15 protein-coding genes, 1 tRNA gene and 1 pseudogene are annotated in these 19,070 nt (G+C 72.2%); 10 read left to right on the top strand and 7 right to left on the bottom strand.

Annotation, left to right across the window (positions count from 1 at the left end; genetic code table 11):
* Window positions 1-67: 67 nt before the first annotated feature.
* On the bottom strand, window positions 68-1,117 hold the full coding sequence (locus tag AC0B9F_RS04270) for an alpha/beta fold hydrolase (RefSeq protein WP_471998679.1): 1,050 nt from the start codon (window positions 1,115-1,117) through the stop codon (window positions 68-70).
* A 258-nt stretch (window positions 1,118-1,375) separates the two neighbouring features.
* Complete coding sequence (locus AC0B9F_RS04265; protein ID WP_471998678.1) at window positions 1,376-1,963, bottom strand: hypothetical protein; 588 nt, start codon at window positions 1,961-1,963, stop codon at window positions 1,376-1,378.
* A 219-nt stretch (window positions 1,964-2,182) separates the two neighbouring features.
* On the opposite strand from AC0B9F_RS04265, the gene AC0B9F_RS04260 reads away from it, so the two are divergent.
* Window positions 2,183-2,725, top strand: a complete 543-nt coding sequence (locus AC0B9F_RS04260; RefSeq protein WP_471998677.1) for a hypothetical protein — start codon at window positions 2,183-2,185, stop codon at window positions 2,723-2,725.
* Between the two features lie 71 nt (window positions 2,726-2,796).
* On the opposite strand, the pseudogene AC0B9F_RS04255 reads toward AC0B9F_RS04260, so the two are convergent.
* Both AC0B9F_RS04255 and AC0B9F_RS04250 read right to left on the bottom strand, forming a co-directional pair.
* Window positions 2,797-3,080 (bottom strand): annotated as a pseudogene (locus AC0B9F_RS04255) (UTRA domain-containing protein); the annotation flags it as partial.
* Between the two features lie 508 nt (window positions 3,081-3,588).
* Window positions 3,589-3,885 (bottom strand): antibiotic biosynthesis monooxygenase family protein, encoded by a 297-nt coding sequence (locus AC0B9F_RS04250; protein WP_471998676.1) that lies wholly within the window; start codon window positions 3,883-3,885, stop codon window positions 3,589-3,591.
* Between the two features lie 94 nt (window positions 3,886-3,979).
* Between AC0B9F_RS04250 and AC0B9F_RS04245 the strand changes: the two genes are divergently transcribed.
* Window positions 3,980-4,309, top strand: a complete 330-nt coding sequence (locus AC0B9F_RS04245) for a hypothetical protein (protein WP_471998675.1) — start codon at window positions 3,980-3,982, stop codon at window positions 4,307-4,309.
* A 384-nt stretch (window positions 4,310-4,693) separates the two neighbouring features.
* Here the strand turns inward: AC0B9F_RS04245 and AC0B9F_RS04240 are convergent.
* Window positions 4,694-4,766 (bottom strand) — tRNA-Arg (locus AC0B9F_RS04240).
* Between the two features lie 314 nt (window positions 4,767-5,080).
* On the opposite strand from AC0B9F_RS04240, the gene AC0B9F_RS04235 reads away from it, so the two are divergent.
* From AC0B9F_RS04235 to AC0B9F_RS04200, 8 genes are all read left to right on the top strand, one after another.
* Window positions 5,081-6,691, top strand: coding sequence for a dynamin family protein (locus AC0B9F_RS04235; RefSeq protein ID WP_471998674.1), 1,611 nt, complete (start codon window positions 5,081-5,083; stop codon window positions 6,689-6,691).
* Window positions 6,692-7,030: 339 nt separating this feature from the next.
* The gene (locus AC0B9F_RS04230; RefSeq protein ID WP_471999002.1) at window positions 7,031-9,277 is read left to right on the top strand and encodes a YfjP family GTPase; all 2,247 of its coding nucleotides are present in this window, start codon (window positions 7,031-7,033) and stop codon (window positions 9,275-9,277) included.
* Between the two features lie 326 nt (window positions 9,278-9,603).
* A complete protein-coding gene (locus AC0B9F_RS04225; RefSeq protein WP_471998673.1) occupies window positions 9,604-10,077 on the top strand; it encodes a single-stranded DNA-binding protein in 474 nt (157 codons plus the stop codon).
* 275 nt (window positions 10,078-10,352) lie between these two features.
* Entirely contained in the window at window positions 10,353-11,777 is a 1,425-nt protein-coding gene (locus tag AC0B9F_RS04220; RefSeq protein ID WP_471998672.1) for a Cys-Gln thioester bond-forming surface protein, read from the top strand.
* Window positions 11,770-12,039, top strand: coding sequence for a hypothetical protein (locus AC0B9F_RS04215; protein WP_471998671.1), 270 nt, complete (start codon window positions 11,770-11,772; stop codon window positions 12,037-12,039). Before AC0B9F_RS04220 ends, AC0B9F_RS04215 begins: the two co-directional genes overlap by 8 nt.
* Before the next feature lie 247 nt (window positions 12,040-12,286).
* Window positions 12,287-13,951 (top strand): energy-dependent translational throttle protein EttA, encoded by a 1,665-nt coding sequence (ettA, locus tag AC0B9F_RS04210; protein WP_471998670.1) that lies wholly within the window; start codon window positions 12,287-12,289, stop codon window positions 13,949-13,951.
* 4 nt (window positions 13,952-13,955) lie between these two features.
* Window positions 13,956-14,372, top strand: coding sequence for an acyl-CoA thioesterase (locus AC0B9F_RS04205; protein ID WP_471998669.1), 417 nt, complete (start codon window positions 13,956-13,958; stop codon window positions 14,370-14,372).
* Window positions 14,369-15,055, top strand: coding sequence for a DUF8010 domain-containing protein (locus tag AC0B9F_RS04200; protein ID WP_471998668.1), 687 nt, complete (start codon window positions 14,369-14,371; stop codon window positions 15,053-15,055). The genes AC0B9F_RS04205 and AC0B9F_RS04200 overlap by 4 nt, the downstream gene beginning before the upstream one ends.
* A gap of 57 nt (window positions 15,056-15,112) precedes the next feature.
* On the opposite strand, the gene AC0B9F_RS04195 is transcribed toward AC0B9F_RS04200, so the two are convergent.
* Entirely contained in the window at window positions 15,113-16,072 is a 960-nt protein-coding gene (locus tag AC0B9F_RS04195) for an ABC transporter ATP-binding protein (RefSeq protein WP_471998667.1), read from the bottom strand.
* Between the two features lie 247 nt (window positions 16,073-16,319).
* Window positions 16,320-19,070: an ABC transporter permease gene (locus tag AC0B9F_RS04190; protein ID WP_471999001.1), complete on the bottom strand. Its 2,751-nt coding sequence runs from the start codon at window positions 19,068-19,070 to the stop codon at window positions 16,320-16,322.

The raw sequence follows: 19,070 nt of genomic DNA, 5'->3' as shown, positions 1-19,070 counted from the left end.
CCGGGGTCTCGGCGGTCGGCGTCACGTCATGCGTCACGTCATGCTCATGCTAGTGAGGGGGGGCCGGTCAGAGGTCCCGGACGGGCTGGGGCAGGGAGGAAAGCCAGCCGACGAGGATCTCGTTGATCTCCTCGGGCCGTTCCTGCTGGATCCAGTGACCGCAGCCGTCGAGGAGATGGGAGGAGACCAGTCCGGGCAGCGTGACCGGATAGGCGTCGATCGCGTCGGCGAGCCAGGTGGTGGAGGCGTCCAGGGTGCCGCCGGCGAAGAGCGAGGGCTGGGTGAGGGCGGCGCCGTGGAGCGCGGCGAGGTCCTCCCAGTCGCGGTCCATGTTTCGGTAGCGGTTGAGGGCGCCGGTGAGACCGGTGCGTTCGAACTCGGCGGCGTAGAAGTCGAGATCCCGCTCGTCCAGCCAGCCGGGCAGCCGACCGGCGGGGAAACGGTCGCGCAGGGTGCCGCCCTTGCCGATGAAGTGCGGGTCCGGGGCGCCGGCGGCGGGCATGGTGTCGGCGGACAGGGCGGCGTAGAAACCGGCGAGCCAGCCGCGTACGTCGGGTTCGATCTCGGCCTCGGCGCGGCCGGGCTGCTGGAAGTAGGAGACGTAGAACTCCTCGTCCCCGCCCATCGCGGCGAAGACGTCACGGGGGCGCGGGCCGCCGGGCGGGGTGTAGGGCACGCTGAGCATGCCCACCGCGCGGAACACCTCCGGCCGCAGCAGCGCGGAGTGCGCGGCGATGGTGGCGCCCCAGTCGTGGCCGACGACCACGGCGGACTCCTCACCCAGGGCACGCACCACGGCGACGTTGTCCTCGACGAGCTCGACCATCCGGTACGCGCGCGTGTCACCCGGCTTGGACGACCGCCCGTACCCACGCACGTCGACGGCGACGGCCCGGAACCCGGCCGCAGCGAGCACGGGCAACTGCCGCCGCCACGAGTACCAGGACTCCGGAAACCCATGCACGAGCAGCACGAGTGGCCCCACCCCCTGCTCGACGAGATGAATCCGGCCGGCGGGGGAGGGGACGGTGCGGTGGGTGAGGGCTGCGGGGTGCGTGGGGTGTGTGAGGTGGGTGAGGCTTGCGGGGCCTGCGGGGTGCGCGGGGTGGTGGGGCATGGGCTCCTCCGGGGGCGCTGGCGTGGGGCCGGCCGTTGCTGTCACCGGCACCGGCACCGGCACCGGCACCGGCACCGGCACCGGCACCGGCACCGGCACCGGACGCGGGCGGGCTGCTACACCACCGATCATCCGGTGGACATGGACGAGGAGGCGAGCAAGTTTGCCGCTTCAGCAACTCACGGCGACGGAGCGAGGGCCGCCCACGCGCGCGTCCGCGCCAACGGAGTGAGGGACGCCCATCCGTGCGCGTCTGCGCTAATCGACGGCTTCGATGCCCAAGTCGGCACGCATGGCGCCCTTCTGCGCGCCCACGTACGGCCAGACTTCCCGATGCAGGTCGTCTTCCAGTGCCTGCAGCTCGTCCGCACGTCCGGACAGGGAGGGCCCGAGCTTCTTGATCTCCCCGTACGCGGTGTTCAACCGGGACTTGGCAACGCTGGATACGTCCAACACCGCGCGTGGGGCGATCATCTGGGCTTCCGAATAACGGTCCCGATACGCCGACCGGCTGGCCTCCAGCTGCCCCAGGCACGCGTCGACGTCGACGTCTTGCCGCAGTGCGTGCAGGTAGTTGGTCATCGACGTCAGATACTGACGGGAGGCCGTGTTCAGGTCGATGTAACACTTGCGCCTGAGTTCGAGACCCTCACGCCGGCGGGCTTGAGCCTGTTCCGCCTGCAACAGTGCCTCGGCGTGCTGACGTTCCTCTCGTCGCTGCTCCGCGGCAGCCTGTAATTCCAGACGCTTGGTGCGGTCAGCACGGTTCTGCGTCAAGAGCGCCGCCCCGAGCGTCCCCGCCACGCCCACCACGGCGGTCCCCAACCCGACCCAATCAGCACCCACAGCCCACGCTCCCCACCCTGAAGACCTTCAACGGCCTCACCTGAGACGCGATACAGGTCCAGCGCGAGGCGCGCCCAAGCCAGCTCAGGGCGGCCCTTGATCACCAAGCGGTGCCCTGCTGCTCTTACCTCGTCGCACGCGTCATCGTCTGGGCGTCGACACGTATTCGACTGGCTTATCGCATGCGGCCAAGTTGGCGGCAAGGCACACTTCTCCGCTGTGGACATCGTCAAGGGCGAGCTGCGGCGTCTCCGGTGCGGTCTTGCAGCTGATGACAGTCAGCAGAGGCCGTTCCTTGTGCGGGCCCGGTTCACCGCTGAAGATCCGGTACAGGTCATCGCGGATGCCCGTACCGTGCTGACGTGTGTCGTCGAGCGGACGGATGACTGGCCCGCCTTCGAGCGCTGGCCGGAGCTGCTGCCGACGTGGTTCGTGCGGCGCTGTGCGCCGGAGTGCGCGGAGTCCGGGACTAGCCTGTCATTCAACGCCCGGGCATGGCTCCAGAAGTGGCGGGCCATGACCCCTGAGGAGAAGGCGGACAACAGTCGAGGTCCCTGGACGCTGTCCGGCTGGCTCTACTACTTCGACCCCACCGGGGAGGGTATGGGCGACGACCGCAGCTGGTGGTGGTGGGACGCGGGGTCGGACGGGCCAGGCAACGGCTGGGTCGAGGTGGCCACCACCGGTTGGCCCTTCGGCAGCGGTTCGCTGTCTTGGCTGATCGAGGCCAGTGGCGGCAGTTGCCTCACGTATGGGTCGTGAGCGCTGGGGACCTGCCGTCCGGCCATGGTGATGTCAGTCGTGGATGCGAGACGGTGCCCGCCCGACCTCGGCTAACGGTTAATCGGGATCTCGTAGACGATCTCGCAGTGAGCGGCGGACACCACGATGTCCGCTGTCTCCACGGTCGCCCCTCATCGCTGTAGTACGTCCGCCGGATGTGCGTGACGAGGGCGGACTTCTGAATGCCCAGAAGCGATGCTTCCTCGGCGGTCGCCTGCCGAGGCTCAGGCTGTTCCACGGCATGGCTGACGGTGATGCCGATGGCGGCCATGCGGTTGACGACCCCCGCTCCGGCGTGCGGCCCTCCCTCTGGGAGGACGACGAGTGTGCCAGCACAGCAGCGGAGTACAGCAACGCCACAGAGCACAAATCAGGAGTGCGGGGTGGGCGAGAACGTCGTCCGCCGGGCTCAGGAGTTGCTGATCTCCCAGGGTGTGCTGGAGGGCCGCGCAGGGTCGGGGACGTACGTCGCCGAGCCACAGCAGCGCGTGCGCAGCGACTTTGGAGGACCCGTGACCGCACTGCCGGCGACCGTCGACCGCGAGATCCTCGATCACCGGACGTCTTTGCGGTCAAGGCGATACGCGAAACGCTGGGCTGCACGATTCGTGATGCCATCGACGTGTTCGCGGCACGGTATGAGGAACTACGGCGTGATCGTCCGAACGACTTCACCGTCGGGCCCGAGGAGTACGGACGTTGCTTCTGCTCCTGATCGGCGGCCTACTAGAGGTCTTTAACGGCGGGGGTTACGGGCGCGGATGCAGTACCGGCCCGGCCTCATCGACGACTTCATCACCAAGACCGGACTCGACGCCGAGTAACCCCAGCCGTTCAGATCTCTAGTGGGTGACCACGTTGAACACTGGATAGATCTTCGGCCGCGCCTCCGGGAAGCCGAGCTCTTGCAGGATCGGCACGATGGTTTCACCGAACTGCTGGAATGCCTCCTCGGACTCCCATACATCGACTACGAGCCAGCCGTTGGGGGTGGGGGCGGCAGTGTGCGAAATGAGGCCGGGCACCGGCCAGTCGGCGGGGCTCTTTACCGGGCCAGGCCGACCGGACACCCTCTCCACGCTCTGTTCGTATTGGGCCTGGGTCATCCCCGGCATATCAAAGACCGCGACGATTGGCATGCTGAGCTCCCTTTCAGATGGTGCAGAGTCCGGCCCAGTCGACCATCGTGGCGAGCCGCACGCGCGTCGGCCTGAGCCGAACGGGGCAAGCCTCGTGCCTGACGATGTAGCGCCGGCTCCGGATACCGTCAGCGGGGCGAACCATGACGAGACCTACATCGCCAAGACCGGGCTCGACCTCAGACCTCGTAAGCGTTCCCTGCTGAATCCCGAGCAGGCGGCGGCCATCCTCGACTGGATACGGCGCCGGCCGCGCGGTGGTAAACGGCTCCACGCCTTCTTCGCCACCCTGTACTACTGCGGGCCTCAGCCCGAGGAAGCCGTGGCCATGCGTGTCGAGGACGTGACGCTGCCCGAGCCCGACGCCGACGACCAGTGGTGCGAGCTGCTGATCCACACGGCGACCCCTGAGGTCGGGAAGTAGTGGACCGACACCGGGGAGATCCACGAGCATCCTCGCCGGATCCGTCATCCGTCATCCGTCATCCGTCATCCGTCATCCGTCATCCGTCATCCGTCATCCGTCGGGCGTGGCGTAGCGCACGCAAGGCCGTACTGCCCCCGCACGTCTACGAGTCGCCCACCGGGCGCCCCGTGTACGACATCTCCCTGAGGTACCCGGCGCCAGCTGATCCCCGGCCCAAACTTCGACACGTATTCGACACAGCCACCCGCGAAAACCCGGTGACAGCCGTACAGCCCCGGATCCCGCCCTTGATCATCAAGGGGGCGTCCGGGGCTTCGCCATTCCGTCCCGCACCCACTCTGACCAGCAAAAAGCCCTCCCAAGCGGGAGGGCGGAGACGTGCGCCCCCGGCAGGACTCGAACCTGCGGCCAAGCGCTTAGAAGGCGCCTGCTCTATCCACTGAGCTACGGGGGCCTGGTGTGGCCTCGGTCGTGGGGGCGGGCGGGCCGCACCCTGACGTGCCGGGGACAAGGATAGGGCTCCCGGTTCCTTGCCCCTGTCGCTTCGCCTCCGTGGCTCGGTGTGGAGGTTCGGTGAAGCGGTCCCGATAATCGCAGGCAGGTGCGAATCGTGCAGCGGTTTTGGCGCCTCGCGGGCCGGGTGTTGTGCACTCGTTATGCCTGGGCTGTGCCCATGTCCCGGTCATCCCTTCCGTCCCTTGTGTTCTATCGGCGCGCAGACATGCCTATATGCTTCAGAATTCCCTCAAAATTGGGCATTCTTCGCATGTGGTGACCTTGGACGTACGGCCTCAGCTGCTCGACGCACTCTCCGCCCTGCGCGACCGTGTCGCCGCCGCACGCTTTCCGCTGCCTCTGGCGGGAGCCCCACGCGCGCGTGCCAACCGCGACGAACTGCTCGCGCAGCTCGACGACTACCTGATGCCCCGCCTGCGGCAGCCGGACGCCCCGCTGCTGGCCGTCGTGGGCGGATCCACCGGCGCGGGCAAATCGACGCTCGTCAACTCCCTGGTGGGCAGACGCGTCAGTGAGGCGGGCGTACTGCGGCCGACGACCCGGACCCCGGTGCTGGTCTGTCACCCGGAGGACCATCATTGGTTCAGCGGGACACGGATCCTGCCCGCCCTCACCCGGGTGTGGGTGCCCCATCAGGAGCCCGGCGACGACGAACTGTTCCCGCCCGGGGACAGTCCCACGCGCGTGCTGCGCATCGAGACCGCCGACACCCTGCCGCCGGGTCTCGCCCTCCTCGACGCCCCCGACATCGACTCCCTCATCGCCGACAACCGTGTCCTGGCCGCCGAGCTGATCTGCGCCGCCGACATCTGGGTCATGGTCACCACCGCCGCCCGTTACGCCGACGCCGTGCCCTGGCATCTGCTGCGCACCGCCAAGGAGTACGACGCCACCATGGTGACCGTTCTCGACCGGGTGCCGCACCAGGTCGTCTCCGAGGTCTCCCGGCAGTACGGCGCCCTCCTCACCAAGGCGGGCCTCGGCGACGTACCCCGCTTCACCGTGCCCGAACTCCCCGAGTCCGCCTGGGGCGCGGGGCTGCTCCCGGCCAGCGCTGTCGCATCCCTGCGCACCTGGCTGGTGCACCAGACCCAGGACCCCGCCGCCCGCCGGCACGCCATGGCCCGCACCGTCCACGGCGTCCTCGACTCCCTGAAGTCCCGCATGCCCGAACTCGCCGGCGCCGCCGCCCAGCAGTACGCCGCCGCGCTACGGCTGACCGCCGCCGTCGACGGGGCCTACGACAGCGAGCACGCGCGCGTAGGGGGCCGCCTGCAGGCCGGGGCCGTCCTCGCCGGCGACGCCCTCAAGCGCTGGCGCGCCTTCCCGCTCGACTGCACCGCCGGCGAGCTGCTCGACGCCCTCGTGGAGAGCCTCGCCACCCTGCTGCTGTGCGCCGTGACCGCCGCCGACGAGCGCATCGACGAGGCCTGGCGCCGGGAACCGGGCGCGGACGCCCCCGGCCTCGCCGACCGCGACTCCGGTCTGGAGAGCGCCGAGCACCGCATCGGGCTCGCGGTACGCCGCTGGCGGCGCGAACTGGAGGAATACGCCGAGGAGGAGGTGCGCGAGCTCGAACGCGGCAATCCGCCCGACCCCGAAGCGGTCGCCGCACTCGTCGCCACCGCACTGCTCGGCGGCCGCCGGGCGCGCTCCGCCGGCGAGGGCCTGGCCGAACGGATCGGCGCCCACGGCGCGCTGCGGCTGCGCGACCGGGGCGGGCGGCTGCTCACCGAACACGTGGACCGGGTGCTGCACGCCGAACGCGAACGCCGGCTCGCGCCCCTGGACGAACTCGACGTCCACGCCGAGCCGCAGGCCGAACTCATCGCCGCGTTGTCCGTACTGCAGAAGGAGAGGTGACCGGTGACCGCCGTCACTGACCAGGACCACACCGAGCACACCGATCACCTCGGTCGCCGTCCCACAGACGACGAACACTCCGACCACATGGATCACGTGGATCACGTCGATCACGTCGATCACGTCGATCACAGAGGTGACGTCGATCAGGTCGACGATCTGGACCAGGTGCATCAGAAGGATCACCCGGATCACTCAGTGGAGAGCGCCGTGGACGACGACGAACGCCGGGGGGAGGAGGGGGCGGCCGTCACGGATGCCGTGCCGGACTCCGCGGGGGATCAGGAAACGCAGGCCGCCTCGTCGGAGGAAGCCGAGGCAGAGGCCGCTGGTGGCGAGGTGACGCGGGACGATGGCGAAGACGCCCCCTCCTGTGAACCCGGCCGTTCCGACGCTCAGCCCTCCTCCGGTACCGCCGGTGGCCACGCGCGCGTGCCCGGGGTGCGTACGGAGCTCGACGGCACGCCGGGCGACCGTCCGAGAGCGGACCGCGGCCCCGACGCCCACGCGAAGGCCGAGCGGTCCGCCGACGCCCACGCGAAGACCGAGCGGTCCGCCGACGACCGTACGAAGGTCGAGCAGCCAGCCGACGTCCGTACGAAGGCCGAACCGCCCGCCGGTGACCGTACGACGGCCGAGCAGTCGGCAGACGACCGTACGACGGCCGAGCGGTCCGCAGGGGACCGTGCGAAGGGTGGACGTGCGAAGGGCGGCCGGTACGCCGAGGCCCGTCTTGAGGCCGAGCGGTCCGCCGACGGCCGTGCGAAGGGTGAGGCCGCCCCCGACGGCCGTGCGAAGGGCGAGCCCGCCCCCGACGGCCGTGCGAAGGGCGAGGCCGCCCCCGATGACCGTGCCCAGGCCGGCGCCGCTGCCGATGACGATGCCGCCGGGGTATGGGACGACGGGCTCATCGCTCGGCGGGTGACCGAGGCCACCGCCGCCGACCAGGCGCCGTTGGAGCCGCGGGCGCCGGGGCCGCTGAGCGTCGCGCCGCTGGCGTACGACGGGCCCTTGCGGTCCCGGCTGGACGCGCTGCGCGAGCTCGTCGGGCTCTCCCGCGCCCGCCTGGACAACCGCACTCTCGCCGAGGCCGGCCGCGTCCTGGACGAGGCGTCCGCGCGGCGCCGGCTCTCCGGGCAGCACACCGTCGTCGCGCTCGCGGGCGCCACCGGCAGCGGCAAGTCGCAGTTGTTCAACGCGCTCGCCGGAGTGCCCATCTCGGAGACCGGTGTACGGCGGCCCACCACCGCCGCGCCCATCGCGTGCAGCTGGAGCGACGGCGCCGTCGGCCTGATCGAACGGCTCGGCATCCCGCCCCGGCTGCGCCGCCGCCCACTGCAGCACGCCGACTCCGAGCAGCAGTTGCGCGGGCTCATCCTGGTCGACCTGCCCGACCACGACTCGGCGGCGGTGCAGCACCGCGAGCAGGTGGACCGCATCCTGAAGCTGGTCGACGCCGTCATCTGGGTGGTCGACCCGGAGAAGTACGCCGACGCGATGCTGCACGAGCGCTATCTGCGGCCCATGGCGGGACACGCGGAGGTGATGTTCGTCGTGCTCAACCAGATCGACCGGCTGCCGGGCGAGGCCACCGATCTGGTCTTGGACGATCTGCGGCGGCTGCTCGACGAGGACGGCATCGCGCTCGGCGAGTTCGGCGAACCCGGCGCGACGGTGCTGGCGTTGTCCGCGCTGACCGGTGACGGCGTCGGCGATCTGCGGGAGGCGCTCGGGCAGTTCGTGGCCGAGCGGGGCGCCGCGGCACGCCGTATCGCCGCCGACGTCGATGCCACCGCGGCCGGACTGCGGCCCGTGTACGCCACGCGACGGCGGCCCGGGCTGACCGAGGAGGCGCGCGAGGAGTTCTCCGCGCGGCTCGCGGACGCGGTCGGGGCCACGGCGGCCGGGGAGGCGGCCGAGCGGGCCTGGCTGCGCAACGCGAACCGGGCCTGCGGGACGCCGTGGCTGCGGCTGTGGCGCTGGTACCAGGACCGCCGCGAACCCCCGACGGGCCGGCTGCCGCTGCGGGCCCAGCCCGATGAGGAGGCCACGGCGCGGCAGCGCGTCGAGCACGCGGTGCGCACGGTGGCCGACCGCGCCTCGGCCGGCCTGCCCACGCCCTGGGCGCAGGCGGTACGGGAGGCGGCGGTGCGCGGCGCGCAGGGGCTTCCGGAGGCGCTGGACGAGCTGTTGACGCGGGCCGGGCTGCCTCCTGGGCGGCCGCCGCGGCCGGGCTGGTGGCCGGTGGCGGTGCTGGCGCAGGCGTCGATGACGCTGCTTCAGATCGTCGGCGGTCTGTGGCTGCTGGGGCAGATCGTCGGCGTGATGGCACCGAACCTGGGCGTGCCGGTGCTGCTGATGGTGTGCGGGATCGTCGGCGGCCCCTTCATCGAGTGGGGCTGCCGTATGGCGGCGCGCGGCCCGGCGCGGCGGTACGGGCAGGAGGCGGAACGGCGGCTCAGGGAGGCGGCCGGTGCGTGCGGCCGGGCCCGGGTCCTCGATCCGCTCGCCGCCGAGCTGCTGCGGTACCGGGAGGTGCGGGAGCAGTACGCCCGGGTCACGGGGGTGGGGGCGGGGGGTCGATGAGGGGCGAGTCGGTGACGCGGTGAAGGGGGTGGGTGAGGTCTTGCGGGACGGCGGTTCACCCGTGCGGGTGGCGGAGTTTTCCACAGCACGAGGCTGATCCACAGGGCTCTGCGGGCCCGGCCCGAGGGAGGCAGTCTGGCCGTGCGGCGATCGCGGCGGACGCGGTCGCGGCGGCGGCGACCGTGAAGAACGCGGTTGCCGTGCCGGCGGCGACCGTGAAGGACGCGGTTGCCGTGCCGGCGGCGGTAGAGGGGTGACCCCTGCCGCCGTGGTCAGACGCCGCCGTCGGGACGGGCCCGTCGGCGTATCCGGGAGGGGTTACCGAGATGAACGAGACGATGATCTGCGCGGTGGGCAACGTGGCGACGCAGCCGGTGTTCCGGGAGCTGGCGTCGGGGGCGTCGGCGCGCTTCCGGCTGGCGGTGACCGCCCGCTATCTGGACCGGGAGAAGAACACCTGGACCGACGGCCACACCAACTTCTTCACGGTGTGGGCCAACCGGCAGCTCGCCGTGAACGTGGCGGCGTCGCTGAACGTGGGCGATCCGGTCGTCGTGCAGGGCCGGCTGAAGGTGCGCTCGGAGGTGCGGGAAGGCCAGCCCGGCTGGACCTCCGCCGATGTCGACGCGGTGGCGATCGGCCACGATCTGGCGCGGGGCACCACGGCGTTCAAGCGGACGAGCCGGCCGGATGGCGCCACCGCGCAGCCCGGCCGGCCCGGGCCCGAGCCCGAGCCCGAGTGGGAGACGCCGCGCCAGGACGACGCCCAACGGCACGCTGCGACCGCTGCCGTGACGTGACGTCAGGTGGGTGATGTCGGGAAGCGCCCCGGGCGGTACGACTGCGGCTTATCGGCACATGCATGCCGAAGCATTCGGTGGATTTGTCGATAAGCCCAGCTCGGGGGCGGTGTCCGCGATAACGATTACGAGTCGGATCACCGGTCCGACAAGATGACGGCGATTGCCGGTGTGGCCGCCTCCCTAGGATGCGGGAGAGCTCTCGGGGCTCCCGATTCTGCTGGTGGGACCGCATACCCCCCACTCCAACGGGTCCTGCGCGAAGGGGAATTGTCGTGTTTTGTTCGTTCGCCGCGCTCACGGCGCGGTCCGTGCGCGGGCGAGGAACGAGCCGGCTCGCCGCCGCCGCACTGGTGTCCGGTCTCATCGCCGCGGGCGCGCTGACCGGGGCCGCGCCGGCCTCGGCCACCGAGACCCCGCAGAGCCCGGCCGGCGCGAGCGCGACCATGGGCGGCCTGAAGACCTTCGGCGCCGCGGTCGTCCACGACGGCGGCCAGAACCAGCAGGTGTCGGCGGGCCTGTTCGAGATGTCCGTCGACGGCGGCGGCACCCTGCAGACGTACTGCGTCGACCTGTACAACCCCACGCAGCGGGACGCCAAGTACCACGAGACGTCGTGGAGCGGCACCTCCCTCGGCGCGAACAAGAACGCGGGCCGGGTCCGCTGGATCCTGCAGCACTCCTACCCGCAGGTGAACGACCTGGCGGCGCTGGCCGAGAAGGCCGGCATCCGCGGCGGTCTCACCGAGCAGGACGCGGCGGCCGGCACCCAGGTGGCCATCTGGCGTTACTCCGACGGCGCGCGCGTCGACGCGGTCGACCCGCAGGCCGAGCAGCTCGCCGACCACCTCTTCAAGAGCGCCCGCTCCCTGCCCGAGCCGGCGCCCTCGCTGACCCTGGATCCGCCGGCGGTCTCCGGTCACCCCGGTGCGCTGCTCGGCCCGGTGACCGTGCACACCGACGCGGCCGGCGTGGCCGTGTCACCGCCGGCCGACGCGGCGCTGAGCGGAGTGCGGATCGTCGGCAGGGACGGCAAGCCGGTGACGGCCGCGTCCGACGGCACGAAGCTCTTCTTCTCGGTGCCGCAGGACACGGCGCCCGGCACCGCCGAGCTGACCGTGCAGGCCTCCACCACCGTGCCGGTGGGCAGGGCCTTCACCTCCGACAGCCGCAGCCAGACGCAGATCCTCGCCGGGTCCAGCGAGTCCACCGTCTCGGCCACCGCGAGCGCCACCTGGGCCGCGCAGGGGCCGATACCGGCGCTGTCGGCCAAGGAGGACTGCGTCAAGGGCGGCGTGGACATCACCGCCGTCAACCATGGCGACCAGCCGTTCACCTTCGAGCTGATGGGCGCCACGTACACCGTCCCGGCCGGGGCGCCGCGCACGGTGACGATGCCGCTGCAGGAGGACCAGCCCTACGACGTCACCATCACCGGGCCCGCGGACCTCAGCCGGCGCTTCACCGGCGTCCTGGATTGCAGAACCCGCGGCAACGCCCCGGCCCTGACGACCCAGACCGTCGCGGAACCCAGCCCGGCCACGGTCGGCGGTTCCACCGGAGCCACCGTGCCCACCAACCTCGCCGACACCGGCGGCGGCGCCCTCACCCCGCTGATCGCGGGCTCCGCCATCGGCCTGGTCGTGATCGGCGGCGGCGTACTGGTGCTGCTGCGACGCCGGGAGGCCGAGCGTGGCTGATCAGTGGGTGACGCTGGAACTGGACGCCACCGCGTTCGACGCCCCTCGTTTCGAGCCGTACCTCGACCGCTGCGCCGCGCAGGGCATCCGCCTGACCACGCTCGCCGACCTGGGCGACACCCCGCAGCACCGCCGGGCGCTGTACGAGCTGAACTACTTCGCCAGGCGGTGCGGGGCCACCCGGGTCCGCACGGTCCACCACCCCGAGGACACCACAGCCATCGCCATGAGCCGCAGAATGGGCTTCGTCGACGCGGAGTGAGAGCACGGGGACGGCGGGAGCCGACCTCCGTGCCGGCTGTCGGCCGGCGTGAGCAGGACCGCTGGGCCGTCCGTGGGCCGCACCCGCGGCGGCCGGCCGCGGCAGGTGCGCGCGGGCGTCGCTGGGGCCGCTGGAGAACCCCCAGGTCACAGCCCCCCGAGCGGACGCGTTTCCCCCGAGGGGTGGCGGTCAGGCAAGATGGGGTGTATCTGCCCACTGCCAGATTCAAGCTGCCGGACGGTTTCTCTTGGCTGAGTACATCTACACCATGCGCAAGGCGCGCAAGGCGCACGGCGACAAGGTGATCCTTGACGACGTCTCCCTGAACTTCCTGCCTGGCGCAAAGATCGGTGTTGTCGGCCCGAACGGCGCCGGTAAGTCGACGATCCTGAAGATCATGGCGGGGCTGGAGCAGCCGTCGAACGGCGACGCCTTCCTCGCGCCCGGCTACGACGTCGGCATCCTGCTGCAGGAGCCGCCGCTGACCGAGGACAAGACCGTCCTGGAGAACGTCCAGGAGGGTGTCGCCGAGATCAAGGGCAAGCTCGACCGGTTCAACGAGATCGCCGAGCTGATGGCGACCGACTACTCGGACGCGCTGCTGGAGGAGATGGGCAAGCTCCAGGAGGAACTGGACCACGCCGAGGCCTGGGACCTGGACGCCCAGCTCGAGCAGGCCATGGACGCCCTGGGCTGCCCGCCCGGCGACTGGCCCGTGACCAACCTCTCCGGTGGTGAGCGCCGCCGTGTCGCCCTGTGCAAGCTGCTGCTGCAGCAGCCCGACCTGCTGCTGCTCGACGAGCCCACCAACCACCTCGACGCCGAGTCCGTGAACTGGCTGGAGCAGCACCTCGCCAAGTACCCGGGCACCGTCGTCGCCGTGACCCACGACCGGTACTTCCTGGACAACGTCGCCGGCTGGATCTGCGAGGTCGACCGCGGCCGTCTGCACGGCTACGAGGGCAACTACTCCAAGTACCTGGAGACCAAGGCCACCCGCCTCAAGGTCGAGGGCCAGAAGGACGCCAAGCGGCAGAAGCGGCTCAAGGAAGAGCTCGAGTGGGTCCGCTCCAACGCCAAGGGACGGCAGGCCAAGTCCAAGGCCCGTCTCGCCCGGTACGAGGAGATGGCCGCCGAGGCGGAGAAGATGCGGAAGCTGGACTTCGAGGAGATCCAGATCCCGCCGGGCCCGCGTCTGGGCAGTGTCGTGGTCGAGGTCGACCAGCTCAACAAGGCCTTCGGTGAGAAGGTCCTCGTCGACAACCTGTCGTTCACGCTGCCGCGCAACGGCATCGTCGGCGTGATCGGGCCGAACGGCGCCGGCAAGACCACGCTGTTCAAGATGATCCAGGGCCTGGAGGAGCCGGACACCGGTTCCATCAAGGTCGGCGAGACCGTGCAGATCTCGTACGTCGACCAGAGCCGCGAGAACATCGACCCGAAGAAGACGCTGTGGGAGGTCGTCTCCGACGGCCTGGACTACATCAACGTCGGCCAGGTCGAGATGCCGAGCCGCGCGTACGTCTCCGCGTTCGGCTTCAAGGGCCCGGACCAGCAGAAGCCGGCCGGTGTGCTCTCCGGCGGTGAGCGCAACCGCCTGAACCTCGCGCTCACCCTCAAGCAGGGCGGCAACCTGCTGCTCCTCGACGAGCCCACCAACGACCTCGACGTCGAGACCCTGTCCAGCCTGGAGAACGCGCTGCTCGAGTTCCCCGGCTGCGCCGTCGTCGTCTCCCACGACCGGTGGTTCCTGGACCGCGTCGCCACGCACATCCTCGCCTACGAGGGCGACTCCAAGTGGTTCTGGTTCGAGGGCAACTTCGAGTCGTACGAGAAGAACAAGATCGAGCGGCTCGGACCGGACGCCGCGCGTCCGCACCGCGCCACCTACAAGAAGCTGACCCGGGGCTGATCTCTTGCGGCACATCTACCCCTGCCCGCTGCGCTGGTCCGACATGGACGCCTACGGCCATGTCAACAACGCCGTCTTCCTCCGCTACCTGGAGGAGGCCCGCATCGACTTCCTGTCCCGCCGGGACGCGGAGTCACGGGACGGGTCGGTGGTGGCGCGCCACGAGATCGACTACAAGCGGCAGCTCGTCCACCGGCCCACGCCCGTGGACGTCGAGCTGTGGGTCAAGGAGATCAAGGCCGCGTCCTTCACCGTCGCCTACGAGGTGAAGGACGCGGACACGGTGTACGTACGGGCCTGCACCGTGATCGTCCCGTTCGACTTCGAGGCGCAGCGGCCGCGCCGGATCACCGACGGGGAGCGCGCGTTCCTCAAGGAGTACCTGGACGACGCGTCCGACCAGGGAGCCTTCGCCGTATGACCGTGCTGCACCTCGCCGACGAGACGGAGGCGGCGGACCTCGCCGCCTTCCTCTCCCGGCTGCTGCACTACGACCGGTCGGCCGCGGTGCGTCTGCAGGCGGCGGGCACCGCGCTGGCCGTGTTCGGGCGGCCGCCGTCGTTCGAGGTGCTCGCCATCCGCGCGGTGCGGCTGGCCAAGCCATACGAGAAGGGGCTCGACGTCACCCTGGACGTCACCGTCTCCGCCGGTGAGCTGCTGGAGTCCGTCGACGAGGCGGGCGCCACGGCCGCCGTCCCGGCCGCGGTGACCGGCCCGCCGTGGGCGGGCGTCCTGCCCCCGCGCGGCGGCTGGCGGCGCGAGCCCGGGCTGCCGTCCGCGAGCGAGCTGCGCGGTCTGGTCGGCGCGGTCGTCGCCGAGTTCCGCACCCGCACCGAGGAACTGCCCGCCGACCGGCGCACACGGGCCGAACTCGACCTCATCGGGCGGGACATCTGGTCCCGGACCGTGGGGGAGACCCGGCTGCCGGTGCGGGTCGTGCACGCCGCGCAGTCACTGGGCTTTCTGCGCCCCGGTCAGAGCGCGGAGGAGCCCACGCTCTTCTCGTCGGGCGCGTGGCTGCGGCTGCGCACGTCCTACGGGTCGGTCGCGGTGCGCACGGCGGGGGCCGGGGCGCTGGGCGGGCTCGGCGTCAGCGTGCGCTGAGGCGGGCGCTGAAGAGTGCATTGAGGCGTGCGCTGGGGCGGGCGCTGAGGCTCGCCTTCAGTTTTCCTCCCTGTCCGGCCACACGCTGATGTGGTCGCTCTCCAGTTCCAGCGCCACCCGGTCGCGCATGCCGAGTGTGCGGGTGTACTCCGCGGGGAGCTGAAGGCGTCCGGCGCGGTCCAGCATGGCGTACTCGCGGGCCACCACCGTCTCGTGGCCGGTCGTCGCGTCGACCTCGCTGCGGCGCAGCACCTCCGTCGACGTGCGGCCGTCCCGGATGGCGACCGTGCGGCGCACCTCGCTCGCGACCGTCTGGTCGTGGGTGACGATCACGATGGTCGTGCCCAGGTGCTCGTTCGCCGTGCGGAACGCGGCGAAGATCTGCTCCCCGGTGTGCGAGTCCAGCTCGCCGGTGGGTTCGTCGGCGAGCAGCACCGCCGGATCGCCCGCCAGCGCCACGGCGATGGCGACGCGCTGCTGCTGCCCGCCCGACATCTGGTGCGGGTGCCGGTCGCGGCAGTCGGCGACACCGAGCAACTCCAGCAGGTCCCCGGCGCGTTGGGCGCGGGCGCGTCGGCGGCCGTACGTGCGGTTGCCGCTCAGCTGGAGGGGGAGGGCGACGTTCTGCGCCGCCGTCAGATACGGCAGCAGGTTGCGGGATGTCTGCTGCCAGACGAAGCCGACGACCTCTCGGCGGTAGGCCAGGCGGTCCTTGGCGGTCAAGGCCAGCAGGTCGTGGCCGGCGACGCGGGCGGCGCCGGCGGTGGGGGCGTCCAGGCCGGCGAGGATGTTCATGAGGGTGGACTTGCCGCTGCCGGACGCGCCGACGAGCGCCATCAGCTCGCCCTTGCGGACGAGGAGGTCGAGGCCCTGCAGGGCCTGCACCTCGACGCCGTCGGCGGTGAAGATCCGCACCAGCCGGTCGCAGGTGATCAGGGCGTCGTGGCCGTAGGCGGGGGTGTCGCGGGCGGCCGCCGCCTTCGTCGCCAGGTCGGCGAGGGTGGGGTTGGTTGTCATCAGGACCTCCGGCACGGGACGTTCGTCATCATGGCCTCCCGCGCATGACGTTCTTCGGCGTACGGCGGCCTTGGACCACCACACGGTTTCCGGTGCGGCATGGGTTCACCCACACGGTTTCCGGCGCGGCTTCGGTTCACCACACGGTTTCCGGTGCGGCTTCGGTCCACCACACGGTTTTCGGCGCGAACTCGGCCACGGACACGGACACGGTTTCCAGCGCGGCCTCGGTCGCGGACACGGTTCCTCACCGCGCGTCCCCCACCCTCAGCTCCCGTACCGCACCCCGGCGGCCCGTCCACCACGCCTGGGCCGCCGCGACGCCGACCGCCACCGCAGGCACCGCCAGCGCCGGTACCGCCAAGGACAGGGCGTCCGGGTGCAGGGCGGCGGGCGGGCCCGCGGACGGGTTCGCGGCCAGGGCGATCGACGTGAGGTCGATGCCGGGGGCGAGCAGGCGGACGGCCGCCCAGGCCGTCAGGGCGCCGCCCGCCGTGGCGAGGACGGCCTGCGGCAGGGACTCCAGGATCAGCAGCCGGCGGGACTGGGCCCGGCTGAGGCCCATCGTGCGCAACCGGGCGAGCAGCGCCGTGCGTTCCGGCGCGGCGCGCAGCAGGGACAGCAGCAGCGCGAGCACGGCGTATCCGGCGCCGGCCAGGACCGCCGCCGTATAGACGTGTTCCGCGCCGGACTGCAGTGGGGAGTCGACGTACCCGGCGCGCACCGCCGAGCGCAGCTGGACGGCCGCCGTGCCGCCCGCCGTCCGGCGCAGGGCCGTGGCGTCGATGTGGTCGCCGGTGAGGAGCAGCGCCGCCGGGCGGGCCGCCTCGGGGGTGAGCGCGCCCCGGTCCACGACCAGGAAGCGGTCGCCGGGCACGGCCGGGGTGCGCTCCCGGACGAGCGCGATGCGCACGGTGACGGTGCTGCCGTCGTCCAGGCGCACCGGGAAGGGCCGGGTGCCGTAGGTGCGGGCGACGGCGGGGGAGGCGAGGGCGGGCAGGACGGCGCCGGAGGCCGCGGGGGCGCGCAGGGCGCTCGCGGGGAGGGCGCCGAGGCCGGTACGGGCGGTCAGCGCGGCGTAGTCGGCCGGGCCCACGCCCGCGACCGGCACCGAGGCCGGGCTGTCGGCGGCCGTCGCCTGGTAGGAGATGCTGACCTCGGCCAGCGACCGCACCCCGGGCACGTGGCGCACCCGGTCGGCCAGGCCGGCCGGCAGCACGGTGGTGGTCTGCGCCTCCACGCGGGCGTCGGCGCCGACGGCGAGCAGGGCCGCGTGGTCGCGCGTCTCACGCACGCCGGCCAGCACCGAGCCGCCGAACGCGGCCGTGGTCAGGGCGGTGAGCAGCGCCAGCAGGGGCAGCACGGCCGAGGCGGAGGAGCGGCCGGCGCGGGCCAGGGACAGCGGCCCGACCACGCCACGTAGCCGTCCGGCGGGACGGGCCAGGCCGCGCAGCGGCCACGGATACAGCCGTATCAGCACCAGCGCCGCGATCACCCCGACCAGCACGGGCGCCGCGGCCACCAGCTGCCCGCCGTCGCCGCCCTGCCGGCGCAGGGTCTCCACGGCGGCGGCCGCGCCCGCGAGCACGGTGAGTTCGGCGACGGTACGCCGCCGGGAGGGGCGCTGCGCCGTCACGTCCTGGCGGCCGGTGTGGACGCGGACCACGCGGTGCGCGGCCACCGCACGCACCGGCAGCGCGGCGCAGGCGACGAGCGTGACGGCGAGCGCCGCCATCAGCGCGGGCAGCGGACGGCCGCCGGGCACGGCGAGGACGGCGGCGAGCAGGCCGAGCGCTCCGGCCGGCAGGGCCACGACCGCCGTCTCGGCGAGCAGGCGTCCCGCCATCCCGGGCAGAGAGGCGCCGCGGGCACGCAGCAGGGCCAGTTCGGTGCGGCGGCGGTCCGCGGCGAGACCCCCGGCCATGGCCAGGATGACGGCGGCGACCGTGCCGGTGCCGAACGCGGCGACCGCGACGAGCGGGGAGACCCCGGAGCGCAGGCCGTCGTAGGAGGTCAGGACGGTGTCGAGGTCGGTGTCTGCGTCGGCGTTCGGGTCGACGGCGGAGCGCACCTCGCGCAGGGCGGGCCCGGACTCCAGGGCGGCGACCGCGGACTTCAGCGCGGCGACGTCCCGGCCGTGCAGGGCGGCGGCGTCGGGTGCGAACCGCCAGTAGCGCTGCGGGGAGCCGCCGGTGCCGAGTAGGGCGGGGGCCGCCTCGGGCGGGAGCAGGACGGTGCCGAGCCAGTAGCGCAGCGGGTCCGTGCCGCCGCCGGGCACGGGTTTGAGGGTGGGGCTGCGCAGCAGGCTGTCGGCCGACCAGTAGGCGCCGTCGGGGGTGCGCGGCGCGACGATTCCGGTGATGCGGACGGTGAGCGGGGGGCGTCCGACGGCGGGCACATGAAGGACGTCGCCCACCCGCACGTGCAGGGCCTTCGCCGTCTCGGTGGTGACGGCGCCCTCCACCGCGGCGGTCGTGGCGGTCACCCGGCCGGTGGCGCGGGGCAGCCGGCCGGCGTGCAACCGGCTGTGGTCGCCGAGGCCGGCCTGGGCGGCGAGGAACACGCGCGCGGGCAGGCCGTAGGGGCGCGGCAGCCACGCGTCCGGCACCTGAAGCTCCTCGAACGTGCGCACCCCGTACGTCGACTGGGCGGGGTCGACGGACAGGGGCGCGCGGACCGAGGCCAGGATCGTGCGGTTCTGGGCGCCCAACGCGGCCGGACGCAGGGACTGTTCGAGTTCCTGCACGGAGGACGCGCCGTCGGGCGCCGGGGCGGCCACCCACAGGGTGGTGCGGCCGGGGGTGGCCCGTTCGACGGCGTGGGCGAGACCGCCGTCCTCGTAGCGGTCGACGGCGCGCGGGAAGGCGGCGGCCAGCGCGGCCGTCACCGCCACCAGCAACGCCAGCGCGCACGCGGCCGCCGGTGCGGCCCGCAGCCGGGTGCGGACCCAGGGCGCCGGTACGGCGGCCACGCGGCGCGTCGAACCCAGCGCCGGCAT

Source organism: Streptomyces sp. NPDC097129 (assembly GCF_055668065.1).
Note: the sequence above shows the minus strand (reverse complement) of the source record. Positions and strands in the feature narration are given on the sequence as shown.